We start from the raw sequence: 24,838 nt of genomic DNA on the forward strand, positions 1-24,838 counted from the left end.
GCCTGGCGGCACTAGCGCGGTGGTCCCACCTGACCCCATGCCGAACTCAGCAGTGAAACGCCGTAGCGCCGATGGTAGTGTGGGGTCTCCCCATGCGAGAGTAGGGAACTGCCAGGCATCCAATAATGACGAAGCCCTCTGTGGAAACAGAGGGCTTTTTCATATGTGCTGAACGGACGGTTTTGCTACGCCTGATCCCGCAGCAATACCATCCGCAGCGTACGCGTACGCTTAGTTTTGCAATTACCCACATCTCCGGGTGGCCATTTCCCATCCGGTCTGTATTTCGTTTAATCGTCGCAGGCCACGCCAGATAACAATATTACCGGGCGGATGTTTATTTTTATTTCCCATACTGTCGCTGGAAAGAAACCGATAAGCGGCTTTTGCCGCTGCACGATCCTGGCAGGAAAAAGGAAGGCTGTTGCCCATCCCGCGCCAGAGTTTTTGCATCAAAGATTTAAAGCGACTGGCATGGCGGCGATCGCTAAACACAGAACAATTAATTTCCTCATCTAGCCATGAAAGCGAAACTTGTTCCGGATTAACCATTGTTCAGCCTTCCATGAAAATAACTTTATCCGATTATCCTTATGATTATATTAGTATAATTGTGGGTAGTTGCAAGACTGGCTGTACGTTTACCAATTTATCAGCAATACAGGCACTACTATGGAAATGTCTCATCCATATGTGCCGGATAGTATAAATTCAGATAAAACCACGCCAACCAATGTTGGCGTCGCGCATTTTTTATCAGGTGCCGCCTGATTACCGCTGGCTGCGCAGCCAGTTGCTGATAAAAGCCGCGATATCGCCGGGCAGATTGATATCCAGTAACGGCAGGTTGATATCGAGATAAACGTCGCTGGCCACTGCGATAACGTGCCCGTCCATCAAAGGAAGCCACTCTTTGCCAACGTCCTCGCGGAATAACGCAATTTTGGGCACCGGTTCATCTTTGAACCCCTCAACCAGGATCAGGTCGATCAGGTTGTTATCCATTTGACCGGCCAGCCAGGATAATGACGGCATGACCAGATCCGGCGTTTCGGTCATCAGCGCCCATCGCGCTTCGCTTGCCACCATGGTTTGCCGAGCGCCGGCCTTACGTAGCTCGTAACTGTCTTTTCCGGGGGTATCCACATCCACCTTATGGTGGGTATGCTTGATGATGCCTACCCGCACGCCGGCCTGGTTTAGCAAGGGTATCAGCTGTTTTAACAGGGTAGTCTTGCCGGTGCCGCTGAAGGCGGTAATGGCCAATAATGGGGGAAGGGCGTGTGGCATAGGGTGTTCCTTACGATTTTGCCCAGTTCTGCACATCAAGAGGGGTATTAAGGTTATGGAAATTCGGGGTTTTTACCGGGAAAACCACTCTTTCGGCCCCGATACGGGTATAAAACAGCATTACCTTGCGCTCCCCCTGCGTTAGGAAGGTCTCTAACGGGTCAATCAACGAGCGGTTGAGCAGCGCAAACGCCGGATGGTCTTGTCCCCCCGAACTGGCGAAGGCGGCTGACGCCATCCGCTTGCCGTCCCATAGCCGTTGGACCAGATCCAATGGAAAAACCGGCACGTCGCAAGGGGCGAACATCGCCCATTGCGTCTGCGCCGCCTGCAGCCCCGCCAGTATGCCGGCAAGCGGTCCGGGGTAATCGGGCAAGGTGTCGGTCACTACCTGCAAACCGCTTTGCCGGTAGAGTTCAAGATTACGGTTGGCGTTAAGTATAACCGTATCGACCTGCCGCGACAGACCGTCCAGAACATACTGATAAAGAGGGCGTTGGTTAACCATGACCAACCCTTTATCTTTGCCGGCCATGCGCGTCGATTGCCCGCCGGCCAGGATCACGCCTGTGATGTCAGCTTTTATAATGACTCTCCTCCGTTAGCCTTAATCATTGATAGGCAGGCCCTCATATTAAGATACAATGTTTCACATGTTACAGAACAATCGTGTTTATCCTGCCCGGTGGATCTTGATACATTAGCACTGGGAACAAAGAGAGGGATTGCGTTATGAAATATCACCGCGTTAATGAGCTCATCGAACTGCTTCATCCGGCATGGCAGAAAGAGTCCGAGTTAAATTTGCTGCAATTCCTGCAAAAACTGGCGCAAGAAGCCGGCTATGACGGGGACTTGTTCGCTCTGTCTGATGATACGTTAATTTATCATCTAAAAATGCGCGGTGCCGACAAAACGCAAGCCATCCCGGGATTGCAAAAGGATTACGAAGAAGATTTCAAAACCGCGATCCTGCGCGCGCGCGGTATCATCAAAGACTAGGCAAAGACGACGAAATGAGCGTTTTATGAATATAACCGCATTTAATTTCAAGACGTTGATGCCAGAGCTTATAATGGATGCCCTGGAAAACGTCGGTTTACGCGTAGACTCCGGGTTAACCGCCCTCAATAGTTACGAAAACCGTGTTTATCAGTTCCTTGATGAAGATAAAAAACGCTATGTAGTCAAATTCTATCGCCCTGAACGCTGGTCGGTTGAGCAGATTCTTGAAGAACATGAACTTTCATTGGGATTGAATGATGCGGAAATCCCGGTAGTTCCGCCGATACGCATTAATGGTTCCACGCTTTTGGAACATCAGGGCTTTCATTTTGCCGTATTTCCAAGCGTCGGCGGCAGGCAATTTGAACAAGACAATGATGAGCAGCTTGAATGGGTGGGGCGTTTTATCGGGCGCATCCATCGCAGTAATGGCGACAAATGCTTCAGTAGCCGGCCGACTATAGGTCTTGAAGAGTATTTATATGAACCAAGACGTGAATTTGAGCGCAGCACGCTGATTGCCGGCAAACAAAAAACCGCATTTTTACAGTCCGTTGACACGTTAATTGCCGAAGTTAAGCTATGCTGGACGACGCAATGGCGTCCGCTGCGTCTGCATGGCGATCTGCATGCGGGCAATATCATGTGGCGCGACGGTCCGATGTTTGTCGACCTGGATGATGCCCGAAACGGACCTGCCGTTCAGGATCTCTGGATGCTGCTTAATGGCGATCGTATCGAACAGCAATATCAGCTATCGCTTTTGCTTGATGCTTATAGTGAATTCATGGACTTTAATCCGCGCGAATTGGCTCTGATAGAGCCATTACGCGCGATGCGTATGATCTATTACCTGGCTTGGATTAGCCGACGGTGGGGAGATCCCGCATTTCCCTATAGTTTCCCCTGGATGGTGGAAGCTGAGTTCTGGTCACAGCAAACATTGATCTTCACGGAGCAGGTGAAGCTATTGCAGGAACCACCTTTACAGCTTATGCCTACGTATTAAACATTGGAGAATAAATTAATGAAGAAGATTTGGTTTGCGCTTATGGGACTCGCGTTGGCATTTAGCGTTTCGGCCGCGCAATTTACCGAAGGCCAGCAATATATCCAGCTTGATAAGCCGGCGACCGGTGAACCGCAGGTCTTGGAGTTTTTCTCGTTCTATTGTCCGCACTGCTATGAATTTGAACAGAACTTTCATGTTTCCAGCACCGTGAAACAGTCGCTGCCCGCGGGAACCAAAGTGACCAAATATCATGTCGATTTCCTTGGCGGCGATATGGGCAAGCAGGTGACCCAAGCTTGGGCTGTCGCCATGGCGTTAGGCGTCGAGGACAAAGTCAGTCCCTTGTTGTTTGACGGTATTCAAAAAACCCAGACGGTGCAAACCCCCGCCGATCTGCGCAATGTCTTTATTCAGGCCGGCGTAAGCGGTGAGGAATATGACGGCGCCTGGAATAGCTTTGTGGTCAAATCCCTGGTGGTCCAGCAGGAAAAGGCCGCCTCGGATTTGCAATTGCGCGGTGTCCCGGCTATGTTCGTGAATGGCAAATATATGGTCAAAAACGACGGCCTGGATATGTCTTCACAGGACGTGTACGTGAAGCAATTCGCCGATGTGGTTAAATTCTTGCTGACGCAGAATTAAATCACTGACTTATTATAATAAACGCTGGATATTTCCGGCGTTTTTAATCGAATTGATTAGCCACTGGCAGTAAGTTATTTCCACCGCTGCGTCTGTTGGAAATGAGCATTTATGTATATGCTTTTTCAACAGCAAACCAACATCATATCCACTGCGACAAATGGATGCGGGTTATATCCACAAACATGAAATGCCACTGATATATATGGGATTAGTTAGTGGTTCGCAATAAACCATTGATAAAGAGAGTATTTTTTATAAAAGCCAACATTATTATAGATATATAAACATTATCCATTTTTTTTACTCACAAAGTTATCCACAGCAGGATCGCGCGGATCCGTTCGTAACCCGATTTTTTTATCGCCCTTATGCTACGCTAACGTTCGTCTCCGGCGGCCAGCTGTGGCATGCTATCCCCCATGATTGCTGACTAAAAAGAACGAAGACGCTATGGCTCACATTGCAGACAACCCGTTAATCCTGGTTGATGGTTCCTCCTATCTTTATCGTGCCTATCATGCCTTCCCGCCGTTAACCAACGGCGCGGGCGAACCGACCGGCGCCATGTACGGCGTGCTGAATATGCTGAAAAGCCTGCTGACGCAGTATAAGCCAAGCCACGTGGCGGTGGTGTTTGACGCCAAGGGTAAAACTTTTCGCGACGAATTATTCGAACACTATAAAGCTCACCGTCCCTCAATGCCGGATGATTTGCGCAGCCAAATCGAGCCATTGCACAGCATGGTCAAGGCGATGGGCCTGCCCTTGCTGGCGGTATCCGGCGTCGAGGCGGACGATGTGATTGGCACGCTGGCGCTGGAAGCCGCGCGGGCTGGCCGCGAAGTGCTGATCAGCACCGGTGACAAAGATATGGCGCAGCTGGTATCCCCTACCATTACGCTTATCAATACCATGTCCAACACTATTCTTGGGCCGGAGGAAGTGCGGGAAAAATTCGGCGTTCCACCGGAATTGATCATTGATTACCTGGCGCTGATGGGCGACAGCTCGGATAATATTCCCGGCGTGCCGGGCGTCGGTGAGAAAACTGCCCAGGCGCTGCTGCAGGGACTGGGCAGCCTGGATAATATTTACAGCGATCTGACCAGCGTGGGCGGGCTGTCGTTTCGCGGCGCTAAAACCATGGCGCCGAAGCTGGAACAAAATAAAGAGCTGGCCTATTTGTCTTATCAGCTGGCGACCATTAAGACTGATGTGCCGTTGGATTTGCCCTTTGATCAATTAACCGTTACCGAGCCCGACGCGGCGGCATTGCAGCTGCTGTTCACGAAATATGAATTCAAACGCTGGCTGGCGGATTTGGAAGCGGGTAAATGGCTGCAGGGACGAATCAATCCCGTTCCCGCCGCGCGCACGCCGTTTAATGCCCCGGCCGTCCCGGCCGATGAGGATGATCGGGAGGCGGCGCAGCTTCCCCAGGACGGTTACCAGGTCGTCTACGAGCTGGCGGACCTGAACAGCTGGATAAAACGGATAAAACAGGCGGGGCAGTTCACCTTTGATACCGAAACCGATAGCCTGGATACCCTGAGTGCCAACCTGATTGGGCTCTCTTTCGCCATTACCCCTGGAGACGCCGCGTATTTACCGGTCGGTCACGATTATCTCGACGCGCCGGACCAATTAAATCGCGACGAGGTATTGGCGTTGCTTAAACCACTGCTCGAAGACCCTGCCATTCGCAAAATCGGCCAGAACCTGAAATTCGATCGCGGCGTGTTGCAACGTTACGATATCGAGCTGGCCGGCATTGCCTTTGACACCATGCTCGAATCCTACGTGCTTAACAGCGTGTCGGGACGTCATGATATGGACAGCATGGCCGATCGTTTCCTGAAACATACCACGGTCGGTTTTGCCGACATTGCCGGTAAAGGCAAAAACCAGCTGACCTTTAATCAAATCGCCCTTGAGCAGGCGGGGCCGTATGCCGCCGAGGATGTGGACGTTACGTTGCGGCTGCATGAAAAATTCTGGCCGCAGATCGAACGGGAGACCGGCCTGAAGAAGGTGTTCGAGGAAATCGAAATGCCGCTGGTGCCGGTACTGTCGCGCATCGAACGCACCGGGGTGCTGATTGACGAGAAGATCCTGGCCGCGCATTCGGTTGAATTGACTAAGCGTCTGGGCGAGCTGGAAACCGAGGCGCATGAACTGGCGGGCGAAGCCTTTAATCTCTCATCCACCAAGCAGCTCCAGGCGATTTTATACGATAAGCAAAAACTGCCGATCCTGAAAAAAACGCCGGGCGGCGCGCCATCGACCAATGAGGAAGTGCTGGCCGAGCTGGCGCTGGATTATCCGCTGCCAAAGCTTCTCCTCGAGTATCGCGGCCTGGCCAAGCTGAAGTCGACCTATACCGATAAATTGCCGCTGATGATTAATCCGCACTCAAAGCGCGTGCATACGTCTTATCAACAGGCGGTTACCGCCACCGGCCGATTGTCCTCGACCGATCCCAACCTGCAAAACATCCCGGTGCGTAATGACGAAGGGCGGCGTATCAGGCAGGCATTTATCGCGCCGAAGGATTCCGTTATCGTAGCGGCGGACTATTCGCAGATCGAACTGCGCATCATGGCGCACCTCTCGCGCGACCAGGGACTGCTTAAGGCCTTTGCCGAGGGCAAGGATATACATCGGGCCACCGCCGCCGAAGTCTTCGGCCTGGCGCTGGAGAAGGTGTCCAATGAGCAGCGCCGCAGCGCCAAGGCGATTAACTTCGGCCTGATCTATGGCATGAGCGCCTTTGGTCTGGCACGGCAGCTATCGGTGGGACGTGCGCAGGCGCAACGCTATATGAACCTCTATTTTGAGCGCTACCCGGGCGTGTTGGAATATATGGAGCGCACCCGCAGGCAGGCGGAGGAGCAAGGTTATGTTTCCACCCTCGACGGCCGCCGGCTCTACTTGCCCGATATCCACTCACGTAACGGGACGCGTAAGAAAGCCGCCGAGCGTGCGGCGATAAACGCCCCGATGCAGGGGACCGCCGCGGATATCATCAAACGCGCGATGATTGCCATCGATTCCTGGCTGCAAAAAGAAAAGCCTGCGGTGCGCATGATCATGCAGGTGCATGATGAACTGGTATTTGAAGTGCGACGCGACGCGGTGGAGTCGGCTATTCCCAGGATCAAGAGCCTGATGGAAGGCTCTTTTGCCCTGGATGTCCCGCTGCGGGTTGATGTGGGGATGGGTGAAAACTGGGATCAGGCTCACTAAGTGGCGAAACAATAAGCATTTTTCGTAATTAAGCTACATAAAAAGGTGATATGGCTTGAGATAATCACTATGCAAATGCCAAATAAGTGAAATTAAACTACAAAAAAATCTTTTGCACTGCGATAAATTGATGTAAAGTTACAGACGTAGGGTACAGAGGTAAGATGTTCTATCTTTCAGACCTTTTACTTCACGTAATCGGATTTGGCTAAATATTAGCCGCCCCAGTCATTATTGGCTGGGGCGTTTTTTATTGGGCGCCGCGCCGGCGCAACCGCTTATTCCGTATAGGGTAGCTCTTCATCCGTTACCGGCAGGGTTTCACTGAACCAGCTGTCAAGCTTAAGACGCAGTTTGTCGACGCCGGTCTTTTTCAGCGACGAAAACGCCTCAACCTGTATATCACCCTCAAATGCCGCCGCGGCTTCCCTTACCTGGTTAAGCTGGGCCTTGCATGCGCCGGAAGCCAGCTTGTCGGATTTGGTCAATAGCACCAGGACCGGGATATCGACACCCACCGCCCACTGTACCATTTGCTGATCCAGATCTTTCATCGGGTGGCGGATATCCATCAGTACCACCAGCCCCTTCAGGCTATGGCGCTTTTGCAAATACTCGCCCAGGGCGCGTTGCCACTTACGTTTCATTTCTTCAGGCACTTCGGCATAGCCATAACCCGGTAAATCCACCAGGCGGATTTCCGGCTCGACCTCAAACAAATTGATAAGCTGCGTACGCCCCGGCGTTTTACTGGTCCTGGCCAGGCTTTTTTGATTGGTCAGGGTATTCAGCGCGCTGGATTTGCCGGCGTTGGATCGCCCGGCAAACGCGACTTCGATCCCGGTATCCGTGGGCAAATGACGGATATCAGGGGCACTCATGACAAAATGCGTCATATGGTAATTATATGAGGTGATCAAATTTTCCTCTCCCGCGGAATGACTTATTACCGTCAATTATACGGGTTATAAGGTAAAAAGCGGTTTTTATCTTTAACCGCATCCACCCAGCCGTTGCTATTTGGCCGCCATTCTAACCACTGTGTTATTAGATGTGAGTATTTAACGTTTTATGTTTGTGAGAGATCGGCGCTTTACTGAGAGAGTAATCTCGTTTTGATATAAATTAATTTATTATAAATCATAAATTTAAATAATTATCACTGTCACAACAGCCTGCCAGCATGGCGTGACCGTATTGCGGGTAAATGTAATTAGGCTACATTAGGTGGCAAGGCACGGAGCGCCTGAAATTGGCACTTTTCATCATGAAAAGTTCAAGACATGGCCAAGTGCTCCGCTTTAGCCCTGCACCAAGCCATATCCACGTTTTTCCCAGGGATGAATTCTGCTTAGGATGAGTGCGTAAAGGAATACACCCTAACCAATCTGCTTCGTATAGAGTAGAATAAAACATCATCGCAGCGACGATCCGATACACAGGATGTGGACCGTCAGGTTCATCGCCGGGGGACTGTTTTTCTCGCGAAGCACCTTCACTTTATGGTGGCAGATTAACTGCCGCCTTTTTTATTGGTAGGGTTTCTGATAGATTCCGCCGCAATTCTATACTTAATGACACTTACCCAAGAGCAGACAACATGAATCCATCAGCAAAAGGCGGGCGCGGTAAACCAGCCATCGCCAAGAACAAACGCAAAAGCCGTGAAGAGTTGAATACCGAGGGGCGTGCCCGCCAGCGCCAGAAAAAACGACGCGGTCTGGCTTCCGGCTCCCGGGCACAGGAAGGCAATAAGGCCGGCGGCCGCAATGCGCAGTCGGGGATCGTCGATCGCCGTATTGGCAGCAAAAAACCCGTGCCGCTTATCGCTGACGCCGCCACGGTTAAAAAACCGGTAGCGCCGGAAATTTATATTCCCACCACCACGGCTATTTTGCCGGAAGTGGAGCTGGAGAACCTGGAAAACGACGAGCGCCTGGACGAATTATTGCAAAAGCTGGAGCAGGGTAAGGAATTAGCGGCTCCGGAGCAGGCATACGTCGATAAGACCCTGGATCGCATCGACGAGCTGATGACCTTGCTGGGCATTGAGATTGAAGATGATGAAGAGGAAGACGTCAAAAACGAAGATATGCTGCAACTGCTCAAACGCGGCCAGAAAGATTCATTTTAACCGTTGAATCCGCTGCTGCTGCTAATCGCCGCGCCGTTGACATGTTATTTAGTGTGGTTATTGAGTAAACTATGGCGGCTTTCGCGGCGTAAAGACCGGTTACGTTTGGCGCGGGCCGCCGGGCGAAAACCGGCTGCGCCTATAAAAAGGCGGGGGCGGCGTAAATTTCGTAAGGAGTAAGCAGCCATGTCAGTGCCAGCGATAGAATGGGATTCGGCCCTCATTCAAAAATATAATCAATCAGGGCCGCGCTATACGTCCTACCCTACCGCCCTGGAGTTTAGCGAAGGGTATGACGAGGCCGCTTTCATCTACGCGGTGGCGCGCTATCCTGCCCGCCCGCTGTCGCTGTATCTGCATCTGCCGTTTTGCCACAAGGGCTGTTACTTCTGCGGCTGTAATAAAATCGTTACCCGCCAGCCGGAAAAAGCCGATCGTTACCTGGATGTCCTGGAGCAGGAAATCCTCCGGCGCGCGCCTTTGTTCAAGGGCCGCCTGGTCACGCAGATGCACTGGGGCGGCGGTACGCCCACCTTTTTGTCGCCGGCGCAGATATCGCGCCTGGTGGCCCTGGTGCGTGAACAGTTTACCATCGCCGCCGGCGCCGAGATGTCCATTGAAATCGACCCACGCGACATCGAACTGGAGATGATGGATCATCTCCATGCCGAAGGGTTTAACCGCATCAGCATGGGCGTGCAGGATTTTGACCCCGAGGTCCAGCGGCTGGTCAACCGGGAACAGGATGAACAGCTGATCTTCGATCTGATCGGCCGCGCCAAGGCGCTGGGTTTCCTTTCCACCAATATCGATCTGATTTACGGCCTGCCGCGCCAAACGCTGGCGAGCTTTCAGCATACCCTGGCCCGGGTGATAACGCTCAACCCCCAGCGGCTCAGCGTATTCAATTATGCGCACATGCCTGCGCTGTTTGCCGCCCAGCGGAAAATCAAAACCGCTGATTTACCGGACGCGGCACAAAAAATGGACATTTTGCAGCATTCCATCGCCGCGCTTTGCGATGCGGGCTATCAGTTTATCGGCATGGACCATTTTGCGCGTCCGGACGACGAATTGGCCGTGGCGCAGCGTGCCGGCAGGCTGCATCGCAATTTCCAGGGTTACACCACCCAAGGCGACTGCGACTTACTGGGGCTTGGCATCTCGGCGATTAGCATGATCGGGGATAGCTACGTGCAGAACCAGAAAGAGATGAAGAGCTACGTGGCAAGCGTTGCGCGCCAGGGCAACGGATTATGGCGCGGCGTGGCGCTGTCGGACGATGACCGCCTGCGCCGTGACGTGATCAAGGCGTTGATTTGCCAGTTCCATATCGATTTCAGCGTACTGGAAAACCGCTATGCCGTGCGTTTTACCGATTATTTCGCCGATGATATCGCGCTGCTGCGGCCCCTTGAGCGCGACGGACTGGTGGCTCTCTCCGAACAGGCGATAACGGTCACGGCCAAAGGACGCCTGCTGATCCGCAATATCTGCATGTGCTTTGATATCTACCTGCGCAATAAATCGCTCCAGCGCCAGTTCTCACGGGTGATTTGATCAGCTGAAAAAGTTAAGCAGCGCGGCGCAGAGGATGGCGGCCAGCGCGGTTTGCGGTGCGTGGCCCACGGCGGCGGTCATATCCGCGCCCTGGGATATTAAATTGATCAATGAATCTAGCATGGTCTTCCTCCCGGTCAGCGACAAGATCATACTGTCTGCATGCGGGATGTAAAGGGCAAAATAACGCCGATTTGCGCGTTATTTTGCTATTTTTTACGCCGTTATTCCGCCAGGGTATTAAACCCCGCGTTTTATTCCATGCCCAACTCTTTCAGCTTACGCGTCAGGGTATTGCGGCCCCACCCGAGTAGTCTGGCCGCTTCCTGCTTATGGCCTTGGGTATGGCGCAGGGCGGTGGTCAGCAGGGTTCTCTCCATTTCCGGCTGGGCTTCGGACAGCAGGTTCTGGTGACCGGAACGCAGCGCGCGGTCCGCCCATTGCGCCAGCAGCGTGGCCCAACTGTCCGGCAGCGACTGAACCGTGGCGTCCGGCGCCGTGCTTTCAAATAATTCCGGCGGCAGGTCCTGGATCAACACTTCCTGGCCGGCGGCCATGACGGTCAGCCAGCGGCAGGTATTCTCCAACTGGCGGACATTGCCTTGCCATGGCAGGCGGGTCAGCGCGGTTTCGGTTTCCGGATGCAGGTTTTTCGGCTCCACGCCCAGCTCCTTGGCCGCCACCTGCAGGAAATAGCGCGCCAGGCGCGGAATATCTTCCCGTCGTTCACGCAGCGGGGGCAAATGCACCCGGATGACGTTCAGACGATGGAATAAATCCTCGCGGAACTTGCCTTCCTGCACGCGCAGCTCAAGGTTTTGATGGGTGGCGGCGATGATCCTGACGTCCACCTTGACCGGCGCGTAACCACCGACCCGGTAAAACTGGCCGTCCGCCAATACGCGCAGCAGCCGGGTCTGGACATCCAGCGGCATATCGCCGATTTCATCCAGGAACAGGGTGCCGCCGTCCGCCTGCTCAAAACGGCCCTGGCGCACCTGGTTGGCGCCGGTAAAGGCCCCTTTCTCATGACCGAACAGTTCCGACTCAATCAAATCCTTGGGGATGGCCGCCATATTCAGCGCGATAAACGAGGCCTTGGCGCGCGGGCTATGGCGATGCAATGCATGGGCAACCAGTTCTTTACCGGTGCCGGATTCGCCGTTAATCAGCACGCTGATGGACGAACGGGACAACCGGCCGATAATGCGGAACACATCCTGCATGGCCGGCGCCTCACCGATAATATCGGTGGTCGGGCCGCTGGCGGGCTGCACGCGCGCCGGCTGCTGCTGTTCCAGATAGTGGCTGACCGCGCGCTCAACCAACGCCACCGCTTCGTCGATATCGAACGGCTTGGGCAGGTAATCAAACGCGCCTTGTTGGTAAGCACTGACAGCGGCGTCCAAATCGGAATGGGCGGTCATGATGATCACCGGCAGCATCGGATGGCGCTGCTTGATCTGTTTGAGTAATGCCAGGCCGTCCATGCCGGGCATGCGTATATCCGATAACAACACGTCCGGAGTTTGGGTGGAGATTGCATCCAGCACTTCATTGCCACCTTCAAAGGTGACGCAAGTCAACCCGGCTCCAGTGAGGGCGCGTTCAAGCACCCAGCGGATGGAGCTATCGTCGTCGACGATCCAGACTATCCCTCGTTGCATAGTGACCTCACTGGCGAATAGGCAGGTACACCGAAAATTCGGTATGGCCCGGCCAACTGTTAAATTCAATTTTACCCGAATTTTGATCGATAAGACTGCGGGCAATGGATAACCCTAAACCGGTCCCGCCCTCACGGCCGCTGACCATGGGGTAGAACAACGTATCCTGCAACTGTGCCGGTACGCCCGGGCCGTCGTCTTCAATATCAATTCGCGCAACCAAACGATAACGAACGCCGTGCAGCGTTAACTGGAACGCGGTACGGGTACGTATAGTGATCGTGCCACCGTCTTCACCCAGGGCCTGCAGCGAGTTACGGGTAATATTCAGCAACACCTGTTCCATTTGGTCGGGATCGTGTGCCAGTTCAGGCAGGCTGGGATCGTAATCCCGCAGGAGGGTGACATTATCCGGTTTTTCCAGCGAGACCAGTTGGAATACCCGCTCGGCCACCTGGTGGATACTTTGCGTGACATGCATGCCGGGCTGCTGCGGCCCAAGCAGGCGGTCGACCAGATTGCGCAGGCGGTCGGCCTGTTCAATAATCACCTTGGTATATTCCAGCAGGGACGGATCGGGTAAAGCCTTGGCAAGCAGTTGCGCCGCGCCGCGCAGTCCGCCCAGCGGGTTTTTGATTTCATGGGCCAGGCCGCGCACCAGATCCCTCGCCGCCACCTGTTGGGCATGCTGGATTTGCTCCTGGCTGAGGCGTCGCTGATTATCCATCGGCGCCAGCTCCATCAGGAAAAAATCCTCGGGCAGGCGTTGTACGGTAAGGGAAAGAATATGTGCCCGCCCATCAACCACCAACGTGACCTCGTTATCGGTAAACCCCTGGCCCGCGTTAAGGCTTTCGCGCATCAGTTCGACGTTGAGCGAAAAGTACCCGAGCAGTTCAGGCAACGGCGTACCAAAAAGCTTGCGTGAGCTTTGCGCCAAAAGCTGTTGCGCCGCCGGATTGGCGTAATGAACGGCAAGATCGTTATCCAGCAGCAATATGCTGTTAATTAACGAATTAAGGATCTGCCCAGCATCGGGCAATGCGCCTGTAGCCATAAAGCAGTCTCCCGCACTATTCGAGTGCATTTATTCCATTAGATAATAATGCGCTTGGCTGCGCGCAAGGTTTGCTGGAGAAAAAAGCCCATCCGGAGATGGGCTGAAAGTTTCCACGGCAACAAAAAACACTGTCAAGTTATACGCTGTAGTACAGCTCGAATTCCACCGGATGCGGCGTCATGCGAATACGGTCGACTTCTTCGGTACGTAAGGTGATATACGCGTCGATGGAGTCTTCGGTGAAAACGCCGCCACGGGTGAGGAACTCGTGATCTGCTTCCAGCGCCTTAAGGGCTTCTTCCAACGATCCGGCCACCTGCGGAATTTCTTTTGCTTCTTCAGGAGGCAAATCGTACAGGTTCTTGTCCATGGCATCGCCAGGATGGATTTTGTTGATAACCCCGTCCAGGCCGGCCATCAGCAGGGCGGCAAACGCCAGGTATGGGTTGGCGGCCGGGTCCGGGAAGCGCACTTCAATACGGCGTGCTTTCGGGCTGGCAACCACCGGGATACGGATGGAGGCGGAGCGGTTACGGGCGGAGTAGGCCAGCATAACCGGCGCTTCATACCCTGGGACCAGACGTTTGTAGGAATTGGTGGTCGGGTTGGTCAGGGCGTTGATAGCCTTGGCATGTTTTATTACGCCGCCGATGTAGAACAGCGCTGTTTCAGACAGGCCGCCGTACTTGTCGCCGGAGAACAGGTTATTGCCGTCTTTGGTTAACGACATATGGCAGTGCATGCCCGAACCGTTATCGCCGAACATCGGTTTCGGCATGAAGGTCGCGGTTTTGCCAAAGGCATGGGCAACGTTATGCACCACATATTTATAGATTTGGATCTCGTCGGCTTTTTTCGTCAGGCTGTTGAAGCGGGTGGCGATTTCGTTCTGGCCGGCGGTGGCGACTTCATGGTGATGGGCTTCAACCACCAGGCCCATTTCTTCCAGGGTCAAACACATGGCGGAACGCAGATCCTGTGATGAATCCACCGGGGGAACCGGGAAATAACCGCCTTTAATGCCGGGACGATGGCCTTTATTGCCGCCTTCGTAAACTTTATCGGTATTCCATGCGGCTTCAACGTCGTCAATGGCGACATGGGAACCGGAGATGGACGAACCAAAGCGGATATCGTCGAACAAGAAGAATTCAGGTTCCGGCCCAAACAGCACGGTATCGGCGATACCGGAAGATTTCAGAAACTCTTCGGCGCGTTTGGCGATGGAACGCGGGTCGCGATCGTAGCCCTGCATGGTGGCAGGCTCAAGGATGTCGCAACGGATAATCAGGGTTGATTCTTCGAAGAAAGGGTCAAGCATGGCGGTGCTGGCATCAGGCATCAGCACCATGTCGGATTCATTAATGCCTTTCCAGCCGCCAATGGAGGAGCCGTCAAACATTTTTCCATCTTCAAAGAAGTCGGCATCTACCTGATGGGCTGGTATAGTGACGTGCTGTTCTTTACCTTTCGTATCAGTGAAACGCAGGTCGACGAATTTTACTTCGTGCTCGTTAAGCATCGTCAAAACGTGTTCAGCGGACATAACTTGTATTCTCCCGGATGTGCCATTGTGTCGTCGTGGAACGAAATCGTATGGATCGAATTTTATTTAACTTAGATCGGCTAGGCTAACTAGGCTAGGTTAAACTCTAAGTTAAACTAAAGCTAAAAGTGTGCCAACATTGCCAAAATGATGAGAAGGGCCGCTAATGCGGCCTTACCACCCCAAGTCCAGCTGCACCAGATTGGTGGTATAGTGCTATTTTAGTGCATTTGGGCAGTAAGTGGGCACTATTTTGGTGCAGTAAATGGGGCGAGGTGAAACATTGCACTGGGAAAGGGATGACGAAGCGTCAAAAATGACGCAAATGCAGAGATCATCGCGATCTTGTTTAGTCCCTCGCTTATTACGTGTACAATAACGCGCTATTTCTAATGCCTGAGGCAAAGTTGTGATCGAAAATTTGCGTAACATCGCCATCATCGCGCACGTCGACCATGGTAAAACTACCCTGGTCGATAAGCTGTTGCAACAATCCGGAACATTGGGTGACCGCAACGACGCCACCGAGCGCGTTATGGACTCCAACGATTTGGAGAAAGAGCGTGGGATTACCATCCTCGCAAAAAATACCGCTATTAACTGGCACGACTACCGTATCAACATCGTTGATACCCCTGGACATGCCGATTTCGGCGGCGAAGTTGAACGCGTCATGTCCATGGTTGACTCGGTATTACTGTTGGTCGACGCCATGGATGGACCCATGCCGCAGACCCGGTTCGTGACCCAGAAAGCCTTTGCCTATGGTCTCAAACCCATCGTCGTTATCAATAAAGTCGACCGTCCCGGCGCGCGCCCTGATTGGGTAGTGGACCAGGTGTTTGATTTATTCGTCAACCTCGGCGCCACCGATGAGCAACTGGATTTTCCGATCATTTATGCCTCCGCGTTGAACGGTGTTGCGGGCTATGAACACGAAAACATGGCCAGCGACATGACCCCGCTGTTTGAATCTATCGTCAAGAACGTCGAAGCGCCTAATGTCGACAGCGACGGTCCGTTCCAGATGCAGATTTCGCAGCTTGATTACAACAGCTATGTTGGCGTAATCGGCATCGGTCGTATCAAGCGCGGTTCAGTTAAGCCTAACCAGGCCGTTACCATCATCGATCATGAAGGTAAGCGTCGCAACGGCAAAGTGGGCCAGGTACTGGGCCATATGGGCCTGCTGCGTATCGAGTCCAAGCTGGCGGAAGCGGGCGATATCATCGCCGTTACCGGCCTTGGCGAACTGAACATCTCCGATACCATCTGCGATCAGGCACAGGTTGAAGCGTTGCCGCCGCTGACGGTGGACGAACCTACCGTTTCCATGTCGTTCGGCGTCAACACCTCGCCGTTCTGCGGCAAGGAAGGTAAATACGTTACCTCCCGCCAGATCCTCGAGCGCCTGAATAAAGAACTGGTGCACAACGTGGCCCTGCGCGTGGAAGAAACCGTCGATCCGGATACCTTCCTGGTTTCCGGCCGTGGCGAGCTGCATCTTTCGGTACTTATCGAAAACATGCGTCGCGAAGGTTTTGAAATCGCGGTATCGCGCCCTAAGGTTATCTATCGTACCGTCGACGGCAAGAAACAAGAGCCGTTCGAACAGGTTACCCTGGATATCGAAGAGCAGAACCAAGGTCCGGTCATGGAAGCCATGGGCATCCGTAAAGGTGAAATGCGCGATATGCTGCCGGATGGCAAGGGGCGCATCCGTCTTGATTACATCATCCCGAGCCGCGGTTTAATTGGTTTTCGTACCGACTTCCTGACCATGACTTCCGGCACCGGCCTGCTGTATTCGTCGTTCAGTCATTATGATGACGTCCGTCCGGGTGAAATCGGCCAGCGCCAGAACGGCGTGATGATCTCCAACGGCCAGGGTAAAGCGGTAGCTTACGCCCTGTATAGCCTGCAGGATCGCGGCCGGTTGTTCCTGGGCCACGGCGCGGAAGTGTATGAAGGCCAGGTTATCGGCATTCATACCCGTTCCAACGACCTGACGGTAAACTGCCTGACCGGTAAAAAACTTACCAACATGCGTGCTTCCGGTACCGATGAGGCCACGACGCTGGTGACGCCGATCAAGATGTCGCTTGAGCAGGCGCTGGAGTTTATCGATGATGATGAACTGGTGGAAGTCACGCCGCTGTCCGTCCGTTTGCGTAAACGTCATTTAACTGAAAACGATCGTAAACGCGCGAATCGTTCGGGTAAAGAAGCTTAAACCCGCCTCACCAGGCTGCGATTAAGCGAAGAATGCCGGTCTGCATCAGCAGGCCGGCATTTTTTATGCCCAACGCTCCGTTATTCCCGAGGGTACCGCAGCGTTATTTTATGCTGCCGGCAATAATCATGGAATTTGCGGTGCGGCGATTGATCGGTTATCAGGATATTAAACAGGGACAAGGCGCCGATGAAGGCGGCCTTGGTGTTATCAAATTTACTGTGATCGGCCACCACTATCGCCTGCTGCGACCTGGATAACGCGCGATGCTTCATGGTGAGTTCGTCAAAGTTGAAGCAGGTGGCGCCAAAGCGTATATCAATGCCCGCCGCGGAGATAAAGGCTTTGTCGGGGCGGATATTATCCAGGATGGAATGCTGTGTCAGCGGCGTGAAGATACAGTTGGCGGGATGGAATTCGCCACCGCACAGGATGACTTTGCAGTTGGAACGGTCCTGCAGGGCCAGGAACGTGTTCAGGGAATAACAGATGGCGGTAAAGGGCAGGTCGTCGCCGATGGCGTCGATGATAAACGAGGTGGTGGTGCCGCAGTCAAAAAAAACCGTATCGTCCGGCTCAATCAGCGCCGCCGCTAGACGTCCGGCGATGCTCTTTTCCTCTACGTGCTTGGCCTTTTGATCCGAGACAAAATAGTGGGTGACGTTGTGATTGCGCGGATCGTTAACCACATAACCGCCGAGCAGCACCACCTGCGCGGGTTCGGCGCTGAGATCGCGGCGGATGGTCATTTCCGAGACGCCGAGCAGCAGGGCTGCATCTTTTAAATGCATTTTGTCTTCCCGCTTCAGGGCCAGTATCAGCTTATGAATCCTTTCTTCCCGCCGCGTTTCCATATTGTCCCGACAATGTGTGGTGAACACAACAAACAGGCTGGCAATTTTACCTTCAATGATATAACCGCGCAAACCGTGCGGGCTGTCTTGATATGCGTGGTTAAGGCGTCATAACCCAAGGAGTGATGATCGGTCATCGCGGCAAGGGTCCGATGGCCAGGTTACCCGTACTCAAAAGAGGTATGCATTCGAAACCAACCGAATACGTGTTCATGACTGTTCAGTCGGCGCATTTACCGCTACAGTGGGAACATGATGAAAGATTGGGAGGGAGCCATGCTTTATATCTTTGATTTGGGTAATGTCGTGATAGATATCGATTTCAGCCGCGTACTGGGTGTATGGAGTAATCTCAGCGGTGTGCCCCTGGCCCGCCTGAAGAAGCAGTTCGTCATGGGGGAAGCGTTCGAGCAGCACGAAAGGGGGGATATTACCGATGAGGCCTTTGCCGCCCTGATCTGTAACGAGCTGGGCATTGCCTTGAGCTTTGAGCAGTTCACTGCCGGCTGGCAGGCGGTGTTTGTCGGCGTAAGGCCAGGGGTTATCGATATCATCCGTCGCCTGCGCGAGCAGGGCCACCGGGTAGTCATCCTGTCCAATACCAATCGTTTACATTGTGACTATTGGCCGAGCCAGTATCCTGAAATCCAGCAGTGCGTGGATAAACTCTATTTGTCACAGGATCTCGGCATGCGCAAACCCGATCCGGCCATTTATCGCGCCGTGCTGGAGCAGGAAGGGGTGGGCGCACGGGACGCGGTTTTCTTCGATGATAACGCGGATAATATCCTGGGTGCGCAAAGCGTAGGCTTAGAGTCGGTTCATGTAACGGATCCGGGCGTAATACCCGCTTATTTTGCATAAGTGGCGTATTCATCGGGGAGGCTGTGGCGATGAAACCTGCTTATCGGAAAAAAATCACCCGTTTTTTCTCGTACTGCGCCCTGTTATATAAACGCATCGACCATGACGGGATGACGGTGTTGGCCGGACACCTGGCCTATGTTTCCCTGCTCTCGCTGGTACCGCTGATTACCGTCGTTTTTGCGCTTATTGCCGCGTTTCCAGTATTTTCCGGCGCCAGCGTGCAGCTGAAAAGTTTTATCTTCCATAACTTTATGCCGGCGACCGGCGACGTGATCCAGCGTTATCTCGAGCAGTTTATCCTCAATACCAGCAAAATGACGGCGGTGGGAACCTGTGGGCTGATCGTGACCGCGCTGCTGCTGATTTATTCAGTCGATACGGTGCTCAACAGCATCTGGCGCAGCAAAAACAAGCGGCCGATCATTTTCTCTTTTGCGGTTTACTGGATGGTGTTAACGCTGGGGCCGATACTCACCGGCGCCAGCATGGTGATAAGCTCATATTTGATTTCCCTGACCTGGCTGAACAATACCGGCACCACCACGCTGGTGACCGCAGTGCTGCGGGTCTTCCCGCTGTTGCTCTCCTGCGCCTCGTTCTGGTTATTATACTGCGTCGTGCCGACGGTTCGCGTTCCCGGCCGCGATGCCCTGATCGGCGCGTTGGTCGCCGGCGCGCTGTTTGAACTGGGTAAAAAGGCCTTCGGCTTATATGTCACCATGTTCCCGTCGTATCAGCTGATCTATGGCGTGCTGGCGGTGATACCCATCTTATTTCTTTGGGTGTATTGGAGCTGGTGTATTGTATTGCTGGGGGCGGAGATCACCGCCTCGCTGACGGAGCATCGGCGCTTGCGGCAAGAGGAGAGGTTATCCCGATGATTGCCTTGATACAACGGGTGCTACGCGCGGAGGTCGCCATCGAGGGTGACAGCGTTGGGGCCATCGGTCCCGGATTATTGATCCTGTTGGGCGTCGAGCGGGATGACGACAGGCAAAAGGCGGCAAAGCTATGTGAGCGCGTTTTAGCCTACCGGATATTCGGCGATCGGCAGGGTAAAATGAACCTTGATGTTCGTCAGGCCGGCGGTAGCGTGCTGGTGGTATCACAGTTCACGCTGGCGGCGGAAACCGATAAGGGGCTGCGTCCCGGCTTCTCGCGCGCCGCGCCGCCGGAGCTTGCTGAACAATTGTATGCGTATTTTAACCACTGCTGCCGTCAGGCGGATATCAGGACCGAGACCGGCCGCTTTGCTGCGGATATGCAGGTCTCGCTGGTTAATGACGGCCCGGTGACCTTTTGGCTTCAGGTTTGAGACGTTAAAGACCTTAAAAGAGAGAATATGGCATGTATCACCTGCGCGTTCCCCACACCGAAAAAGAGCTAAGCGACTACTATCAGTTCCGCTGGGAAATGTTACGCAAGCCGTTGCATCAGCCGCAAGGCTCCGAAAGGGATGCCTATGACGCGATGGCGCATCACCAGATGGTGGTTGATGAGGATGGCAGGCCGGTGGCCATTGGCCGGCTGTATATTAACGCCGACAACGAAGCCTCCATCAGATTCCTGGCAGTGGATCCGCAGGTGCAGGATAAGGGCCTGGGCACCCTGGTGGCCATGACGCTGGAATCGGTGGCCCGCCAGGAAGGAGTGAAACGCGTAGTCTGCAGCGCGCGCGAGGACGCGGTGGATTTTTTTGCCAAGCTGGGGTTCATTAATCAGGGCGAAATCATGGTGCCGTCCACCACGCCGATACGCCATTTTTTGATGATCAAGCCTATTGTGACGCTGGATGATATCCTGCACCGTCCGGACTGGTGCGGCCAATTGCAGCAGGCCTGGTATCAGCATATCCCGCTTAGTGAAAAGATGGGCGTGCGCATCAGCCAGTACACCGGCCAGAAGTTTATGACCACCATGCCTGAAACCGGTAACCAGAACCCTCATCATACCCTGTTTGCCGGCAGCCTGTTTTCACTGGCGACCCTGACCGGCTGGGGCCTGATATGGCTATTGTTGCGCGAGCGCCAGCTGGGCGGCACCATTATCCTGGCCGATGCCCATATCCGCTATCTCACCCCGGTGACCGGCCGCCCCTGCGCCGTGGCGGATTTGAGCTCCCTGAGCGGGGATCTCGACCGTTTGGCGCGCGGACGTAAGGCGCGGGTACAGCTTGAGGTGGAATTATTTGGCAACGAGGATAAGGGCGCTATCTTCAGGGGCGTCTACCTGGTGCTGCCCCCCGCGCCGGATAAACCGCTGGAGCGCGGCGGATCCCAGGCCGGTTAAGCCGGTTCCAGACCGCTGACGAACCTGCATAACTATTTGAAGCGCATGCCCGCAAGCGCTGCCATTTATGGCGCGATCGGCGCCAGATCCCCGTTGACCATGGTTTGATCTACCGTCTGGCCCTGCGCGTTCAGCGCATGCAGCCTGCCGTTAAGGGAGGGCTTAAACAGCGCATTGGCGGGCATTTTACCTGTCAGCGTTAACTGCACATTACCGTTGCCCGGCAACGGCGCCATGGGCCATCCCCAGCGCTGCAATACGGTTAACGGCACCGCCCTGCCATTCAGGCTCAGCGTAAATCCCCGTTCTGCCTGCTGGTTAACCACCGCCGTCGCCTCGAACAATCCCTCGCCGGCAAAGGCGCTGAGCTCGGTAATGGCAATCTTGCCCCGATCGGCGGTTAACGCCAGCGACGGGCGCCGGACATCAATTTTATTAAAAGTGGCGTCGCTGCCGTTAAGGTTGAGGCTGCCGGACCAGACGCCCCATTGATGATCACGCGCCAATACCAGGTTTTTACCGTAGCCGTCGAGTGCGGTGATTTGAAACGGAAACGCGGGATTAATATCAATCAGCAGATTGCGGTTGGCGGTAAATTTATCCACCTGCACCTCGGCAAGCCAGGAAGGCAAGGGCTGCAGCCAGCTGTCCAGCCATTGTCCGGGCAAGGTGTATTCCAATCCAGCCACCATGAAATCATCCAGCTCCAGACGCTGGCCGTCGCGCTGCCAGCGGCCCGAGGTGCGCATCAGCCCCCCCTGCCAGCGTCCGCTGAACTGGCGTATTTCAATACCCTGCGGGGACAGGGTCATATTGGCTATCGGATCGTTTAAATGCACGGCGCCGTTAATCAGGTCGCTGGCATTAAACGACAGGGCGCCGTCGTCCGACGACCAGTCGCCATCCTGAAAGGTGATGTTGCGCAGGGTCAAATCCAGGTCGCTAAAGGCCCAGTTCTTGCCTTCCATGCGCGCATCGATCAAATCAAAGCGATGGATGGTAATTTTAGGGACTTCCGACAGCTGGCGCAGGAACTCATCCAGGCTTTGCGCGGTTTGCATGCGTACATTGCTCAGGCGCAGGTTATCCACCTGCCAGGCGCCGTCTTCGTCACGTCGGGCATTACCGGTTAATTCCCCCTGGGACAGATCGGCCCCCAGGTTGTCCAGCCGCAGTTGGTTATTATTGATTTCGCCCTGCACCAGCACGTTTTCCGCCGGAATGCCGTTAAGGGTCAGGGAGCGGGCGCTAATTTGGAAACGGGAATTTCGCCCCAGCGGAAAGCCGGTTTCCGGTTTCCAGGGGGTAATGCCGGCATTGACGTTTTGGCCGTTAAGCTCCCAGCCCCCGTAGGGGGACTGGATGGCCATACCGTTCAGTTGCAGGACGTCCGCTTCCAGCGGGAATGCCAGCGAAGCGGGATCCAGGTTCAGGGTGCCGTCCTGCAGCTGGATGCGGTAGAAATGATAAGGGTCGGTGAATTGACGCACGCTGAAACCGGCCACCAGTCGTTTGGCGACCAGGGTAGCCCGGCGTTCTTTTTGTCCGAAGGAGATGTTGTCGAAATAAATTTCGCTCGGATCGGACCAGCTATGGGTGATTTTATTCAAGGACAGCTGGTAATCGCTGTGCTGGGTGACCAACCGGCCAACCCAGCCGGCGCCCCAGGTGGTTTGCAGCAACACGTAGATCAGGACGATTATCAATAGCACTATCAAAAGTATTGATAACAAGAGTTTCCCAATAAATTTCATTGCTCAAATCCATCGCTGTCATAAAGGTTACCCTGTTTATGCCGTAATTAACGGGGCTTCTCAATAGCCAATGTGCTTCAGGTAAAAAAAAGCCGCCGTATTGATACGGCGGCCGCATAAATTGATAGCCAACTATTCAATTGCGCTCGGGTGGGAACAGCAAATTCAAGATGATGGCGGTAATGCCGCCGGCGGCAATGCCGGAGGACATCAGGGTTTTCAGCCACTGCGGCGCGAATTGCAGAATCAGCGGCTGCTGCGACACGCCCAGCCCTACCGCCAGCGATAGGGCGATAATCATAATGGCGCGGCGATTAAGCCGTTCACGGGAAACGATACGCACGCCGGACGCGGCAATGGTGCCGAACATGACGATGGTCGCGCCGCCCAGCACCGGCTCGGGGATATTCTGCACAAAACCGCTGACCGCCGGGAACAACCCCAGCGCTATCAGCATCAGCGACACCACGAAGCCCACGTAACGGCTGGCCACGCCGGTCAGCTGGATGACGCCGTTGTTCTGGCCGAAACAAGAGTTCGGGAAGGTATTAAACACGGCGGACAGCATGGAGTTCAGGCCGTTGGCCAACACGCCGCCCTTCAGGCGCCGCATGTAGACGGGGCCGCGCACCGGTTGCTCCGAAACGTCGGAGGTGGCGGTGATGTCGCCGATGGTTTCCAGCGACGTGACCATAAATACCAACATCAGCGGGATCAGCAGGTCCCAGTCAAAACCCAGGCCATAATACAGCGGGGTCGGCACCATGATGAGGGATTGCGCCGGCGCGGGGACGGTGTCCGGCAGCATGCCCATCATCCAGGCCGCCAGATAGCCCACCGCCATGGCGATCACCAGCGAGGCGACCCGCAGGTAAGGGTTGCGCTGGCGATTGAGCAGGATGATGACCAGCAGCACCACGCCCGCCAGCAGCAGGTTTTTGGGCGCGCCGAAGGTATGGTCGCCCATGGCGGCGAAGCCGCCGCCGATGGAGGTCAATCCGACCTGGATCAGCGAAATGCCGATGATCATCACCACGATACCCGATACCAGCGGGGTAATAATGCGCCGGGCCAGATGCAGCACCCTGGATAACAGTATTTCGGTGCAGGACGCCACCATCAGGGTGCCGAACAGGGCCGCCATCATGCTGGGCACATCGGCGCCGCCGTTCTTCAGCGCCAGGCCACCCATGATAAGTGGCGTAACGAAGTTAAAGCTGGTGCCCTGGATCGACAGCAGGCCCGAACCCACCGGCCCCCAGGTCTTGATTTGCAGTATCGAGGCCAGGCCGGAGGCAAATAGCGACATGCTGATGATATGTTGCGTATCCTGCGCCGGTAATCCCAGCGCCTGGCAAATCAACAGACCGGGCGTAATGACGGCGACAAACATGGCCAGCAGATGTTGGCAGGCGGCAAACAGGGTTTCCGCCAGGGGTGGGCGATCGTCGAGATGATAAATCAGTTCGCTTTTGGCAACGGGAATCGGCGCGTCATCGACTTCTGAGGCTGGCATGGTCATGTTGGGATGCTTTCCTGGGCGGCAAAGGAGGCATTTTAATCATCCTGCTTTTAAAAGCAAACGATTGCACCTAACCTTCATCTCCGCCGGTTGATATAGGTCAATGCCGACGCATATTCTCCCCCGGCCGTCCGCGGGCATGGCAGCTTATCGC

23 protein-coding genes and 1 rRNA gene are annotated in these 24,838 nt (G+C 54.4%); 13 read left to right on the plus strand and 11 right to left on the minus strand.

Annotated features, from left to right (window positions below; translation table 11 throughout):
- The first annotated feature begins 1 nt into the window (after nt 1).
- Nucleotides 2-117, plus strand: a 5S ribosomal RNA gene (rrf, locus tag GRH90_RS18385).
- Nucleotides 118-243: 126 nt separating this feature from the next.
- Here the strand turns inward: rrf and GRH90_RS26305 are convergent.
- The 3 genes from GRH90_RS26305 to mobA all read right to left on the minus strand — a co-directional run bounded on the left by GRH90_RS26305 (nt 244) and on the right by mobA (nt 1,876).
- A complete protein-coding gene (locus tag GRH90_RS26305; protein ID WP_246236140.1) occupies nt 244-552 on the minus strand; it encodes an IS4/Tn5 family transposase DNA-binding protein in 309 nt (102 codons plus the stop codon).
- Nucleotides 553-771: 219 nt separating this feature from the next.
- On the minus strand, nt 772-1,290 hold the full coding sequence (gene mobB, locus GRH90_RS18395) for a molybdopterin-guanine dinucleotide biosynthesis protein MobB (protein WP_162367424.1): 519 nt from the start codon (nt 1,288-1,290) through the stop codon (nt 772-774).
- A gap of 10 nt (nt 1,291-1,300) precedes the next feature.
- Nucleotides 1,301-1,876, minus strand: coding sequence for a molybdenum cofactor guanylyltransferase MobA (mobA, locus tag GRH90_RS18400; RefSeq protein ID WP_162367596.1), 576 nt, complete (start codon nt 1,874-1,876; stop codon nt 1,301-1,303).
- 146 nt (nt 1,877-2,022) lie between these two features.
- Between mobA and GRH90_RS18405 the strand changes: the two genes are divergently transcribed.
- The 5 genes from GRH90_RS18405 to spfP all read left to right on the plus strand — a co-directional run bounded on the left by GRH90_RS18405 (nt 2,023) and on the right by spfP (nt 7,410).
- Complete coding sequence (locus tag GRH90_RS18405; protein ID WP_162367425.1) at nt 2,023-2,292, plus strand: YihD family protein; 270 nt, start codon at nt 2,023-2,025, stop codon at nt 2,290-2,292.
- A 25-nt stretch (nt 2,293-2,317) separates the two neighbouring features.
- Nucleotides 2,318-3,304 (plus strand): serine/threonine protein kinase, encoded by a 987-nt coding sequence (locus GRH90_RS18410; RefSeq protein WP_162367426.1) that lies wholly within the window; start codon nt 2,318-2,320, stop codon nt 3,302-3,304.
- An 18-nt stretch (nt 3,305-3,322) separates the two neighbouring features.
- Nucleotides 3,323-3,949 (plus strand): thiol:disulfide interchange protein DsbA, encoded by a 627-nt coding sequence (dsbA, locus tag GRH90_RS18415; protein WP_162367427.1) that lies wholly within the window; start codon nt 3,323-3,325, stop codon nt 3,947-3,949.
- Nucleotides 3,950-4,402: 453 nt separating this feature from the next.
- Nucleotides 4,403-7,198: a DNA polymerase I gene (gene polA, locus GRH90_RS18420; protein ID WP_162367428.1), complete on the plus strand. Its 2,796-nt coding sequence runs from the start codon at nt 4,403-4,405 to the stop codon at nt 7,196-7,198.
- Nucleotides 7,199-7,362: 164 nt separating this feature from the next.
- A complete protein-coding gene (gene spfP / locus GRH90_RS26835; protein WP_071892919.1) occupies nt 7,363-7,410 on the plus strand; it encodes a small protein SpfP in 48 nt (15 codons plus the stop codon).
- A gap of 66 nt (nt 7,411-7,476) precedes the next feature.
- Here spfP and yihA read toward each other — a convergent pair whose 3' ends face one another.
- Entirely contained in the window at nt 7,477-8,115 is a 639-nt protein-coding gene (gene yihA, locus GRH90_RS18425) for a ribosome biogenesis GTP-binding protein YihA/YsxC (protein ID WP_162367597.1), read from the minus strand.
- Nucleotides 8,116-8,798: 683 nt separating this feature from the next.
- Here yihA and yihI point away from each other — a divergent pair.
- Nucleotides 8,799-9,332: a Der GTPase-activating protein YihI gene (gene yihI / locus GRH90_RS18430; protein ID WP_162367429.1), complete on the plus strand. Its 534-nt coding sequence runs from the start codon at nt 8,799-8,801 to the stop codon at nt 9,330-9,332.
- A gap of 186 nt (nt 9,333-9,518) precedes the next feature.
- Nucleotides 9,519-10,892, plus strand: coding sequence for an oxygen-independent coproporphyrinogen III oxidase (hemN, locus tag GRH90_RS18435; RefSeq protein WP_162367430.1), 1,374 nt, complete (start codon nt 9,519-9,521; stop codon nt 10,890-10,892).
- On the opposite strand, the gene GRH90_RS18440 is transcribed toward hemN, so the two are convergent.
- From GRH90_RS18440 to glnA, 4 genes are all read right to left on the minus strand, one after another.
- Nucleotides 10,893-11,015 carry a YshB family small membrane protein gene (locus tag GRH90_RS18440; protein WP_162367431.1) on the minus strand — a complete coding sequence of 41 codons (123 nt, stop codon included), beginning with the start codon at nt 11,013-11,015 and terminating at the stop codon, nt 10,893-10,895. It abuts the gene before it with no gap.
- A gap of 131 nt (nt 11,016-11,146) precedes the next feature.
- The gene (gene glnG, locus GRH90_RS18445; RefSeq protein ID WP_162367432.1) at nt 11,147-12,559 is read right to left on the minus strand and encodes a nitrogen regulation protein NR(I); all 1,413 of its coding nucleotides are present in this window, start codon (nt 12,557-12,559) and stop codon (nt 11,147-11,149) included.
- A gap of 7 nt (nt 12,560-12,566) precedes the next feature.
- Nucleotides 12,567-13,616 (minus strand): nitrogen regulation protein NR(II), encoded by a 1,050-nt coding sequence (gene glnL, locus GRH90_RS18450; RefSeq protein WP_162367433.1) that lies wholly within the window; start codon nt 13,614-13,616, stop codon nt 12,567-12,569.
- A gap of 139 nt (nt 13,617-13,755) precedes the next feature.
- On the minus strand, nt 13,756-15,165 hold the full coding sequence (glnA, locus tag GRH90_RS18455) for a glutamate--ammonia ligase (protein ID WP_162367434.1): 1,410 nt from the start codon (nt 15,163-15,165) through the stop codon (nt 13,756-13,758).
- Nucleotides 15,166-15,574: 409 nt separating this feature from the next.
- Between glnA and typA the strand changes: the two genes are divergently transcribed.
- Entirely contained in the window at nt 15,575-17,398 is a 1,824-nt protein-coding gene (gene typA, locus GRH90_RS18460; protein ID WP_162367435.1) for a translational GTPase TypA, read from the plus strand.
- Nucleotides 17,399-17,478: 80 nt separating this feature from the next.
- Here typA and deoR read toward each other — a convergent pair whose 3' ends face one another.
- Complete coding sequence (gene deoR, locus GRH90_RS18465; RefSeq protein ID WP_162367436.1) at nt 17,479-18,252, minus strand: DNA-binding transcriptional repressor DeoR; 774 nt, start codon at nt 18,250-18,252, stop codon at nt 17,479-17,481.
- 276 nt (nt 18,253-18,528) lie between these two features.
- Here deoR and yihX point away from each other — a divergent pair, with 276 nt between their 5' ends.
- Genes yihX through fabY form a run of 4 tightly spaced genes read left to right on the plus strand, consistent with a single transcriptional unit; the run spans nt 18,529 to nt 21,408 of the window.
- Nucleotides 18,529-19,116, plus strand: a complete 588-nt coding sequence (yihX, locus tag GRH90_RS18470) for a glucose-1-phosphatase (protein WP_162367437.1) — start codon at nt 18,529-18,531, stop codon at nt 19,114-19,116.
- 29 nt (nt 19,117-19,145) lie between these two features.
- Nucleotides 19,146-20,000 (plus strand): virulence factor BrkB family protein, encoded by an 855-nt coding sequence (locus GRH90_RS18475; protein ID WP_162367438.1) that lies wholly within the window; start codon nt 19,146-19,148, stop codon nt 19,998-20,000.
- Complete coding sequence (dtd, locus tag GRH90_RS18480; RefSeq protein WP_162367439.1) at nt 19,997-20,434, plus strand: D-aminoacyl-tRNA deacylase; 438 nt, start codon at nt 19,997-19,999, stop codon at nt 20,432-20,434. The genes GRH90_RS18475 and dtd overlap by 4 nt, the downstream gene beginning before the upstream one ends.
- Before the next feature lie 32 nt (nt 20,435-20,466).
- A complete protein-coding gene (gene fabY, locus GRH90_RS18485) occupies nt 20,467-21,408 on the plus strand; it encodes a fatty acid biosynthesis protein FabY (protein WP_162367440.1) in 942 nt (313 codons plus the stop codon).
- A gap of 65 nt (nt 21,409-21,473) precedes the next feature.
- Here the strand turns inward: fabY and GRH90_RS18490 are convergent, their stop codons facing one another.
- A complete protein-coding gene (locus tag GRH90_RS18490) occupies nt 21,474-23,162 on the minus strand; it encodes an AsmA family protein (RefSeq protein ID WP_162367441.1) in 1,689 nt (562 codons plus the stop codon).
- Between the two features lie 136 nt (nt 23,163-23,298).
- The gene (locus GRH90_RS18495; protein WP_376766092.1) at nt 23,299-24,678 is read right to left on the minus strand and encodes a nucleobase:cation symporter-2 family protein; all 1,380 of its coding nucleotides are present in this window, start codon (nt 24,676-24,678) and stop codon (nt 23,299-23,301) included.
- Nucleotides 24,679-24,838 lie beyond the last annotated feature (160 nt).

This window comes from Acerihabitans arboris, from assembly GCF_010131535.1.
Lineage (GTDB): Bacteria > Pseudomonadota > Gammaproteobacteria > Enterobacterales > Enterobacteriaceae > Acerihabitans > Acerihabitans arboris.

Excerpts from the sequence above, each read along its gene's own strand:
- fabY (WP_162367440.1), top strand. The coding sequence starts at position 20,467 with ATGTATCACCTGCGCGTTCCCCACACCGAAAAAGAGCTAAGCGACTAC.
- hemN (WP_162367430.1), top strand. The coding sequence starts at position 9,519 with ATGTCAGTGCCAGCGATAGAATGGGATTCGGCCCTCATTCAAAAATAT.
- deoR (WP_162367436.1), bottom strand. The coding sequence starts at position 18,252 with ATGGAAACGCGGCGGGAAGAAAGGATTCATAAGCTGATACTGGCCCTG.
- GRH90_RS26305 (WP_246236140.1), bottom strand. The coding sequence starts at position 552 with ATGGTTAATCCGGAACAAGTTTCGCTTTCATGGCTAGATGAGGAAATT.
- GRH90_RS18405 (WP_162367425.1), top strand. The coding sequence starts at position 2,023 with ATGAAATATCACCGCGTTAATGAGCTCATCGAACTGCTTCATCCGGCA.
- GRH90_RS18475 (WP_162367438.1), top strand. The coding sequence starts at position 19,146 with ATGAAACCTGCTTATCGGAAAAAAATCACCCGTTTTTTCTCGTACTGC.
- GRH90_RS18490 (WP_162367441.1), bottom strand. The coding sequence starts at position 23,162 with ATGAAATTTATTGGGAAACTCTTGTTATCAATACTTTTGATAGTGCTA.
- glnA (WP_162367434.1), bottom strand. The coding sequence starts at position 15,165 with ATGTCCGCTGAACACGTTTTGACGATGCTTAACGAGCACGAAGTAAAA.
- GRH90_RS18440 (WP_162367431.1), bottom strand. The coding sequence starts at position 11,015 with ATGCTAGATTCATTGATCAATTTAATATCCCAGGGCGCGGATATGACC.
- GRH90_RS18495 (WP_376766092.1), bottom strand. The coding sequence starts at position 24,678 with ATGCCAGCCTCAGAAGTCGATGACGCGCCGATTCCCGTTGCCAAAAGC.
- yihX (WP_162367437.1), top strand. The coding sequence starts at position 18,529 with ATGCTTTATATCTTTGATTTGGGTAATGTCGTGATAGATATCGATTTC.
- dtd (WP_162367439.1), top strand. The coding sequence starts at position 19,997 with ATGATTGCCTTGATACAACGGGTGCTACGCGCGGAGGTCGCCATCGAG.
- GRH90_RS18410 (WP_162367426.1), top strand. The coding sequence starts at position 2,318 with ATGAATATAACCGCATTTAATTTCAAGACGTTGATGCCAGAGCTTATA.
- polA (WP_162367428.1), top strand. The coding sequence starts at position 4,403 with ATGGCTCACATTGCAGACAACCCGTTAATCCTGGTTGATGGTTCCTCC.
- mobB (WP_162367424.1), bottom strand. The coding sequence starts at position 1,290 with ATGCCACACGCCCTTCCCCCATTATTGGCCATTACCGCCTTCAGCGGC.
- yihI (WP_162367429.1), top strand. The coding sequence starts at position 8,799 with ATGAATCCATCAGCAAAAGGCGGGCGCGGTAAACCAGCCATCGCCAAG.
- glnG (WP_162367432.1), bottom strand. The coding sequence starts at position 12,559 with ATGCAACGAGGGATAGTCTGGATCGTCGACGACGATAGCTCCATCCGC.
- dsbA (WP_162367427.1), top strand. The coding sequence starts at position 3,323 with ATGAAGAAGATTTGGTTTGCGCTTATGGGACTCGCGTTGGCATTTAGC.
- glnL (WP_162367433.1), bottom strand. The coding sequence starts at position 13,616 with ATGGCTACAGGCGCATTGCCCGATGCTGGGCAGATCCTTAATTCGTTA.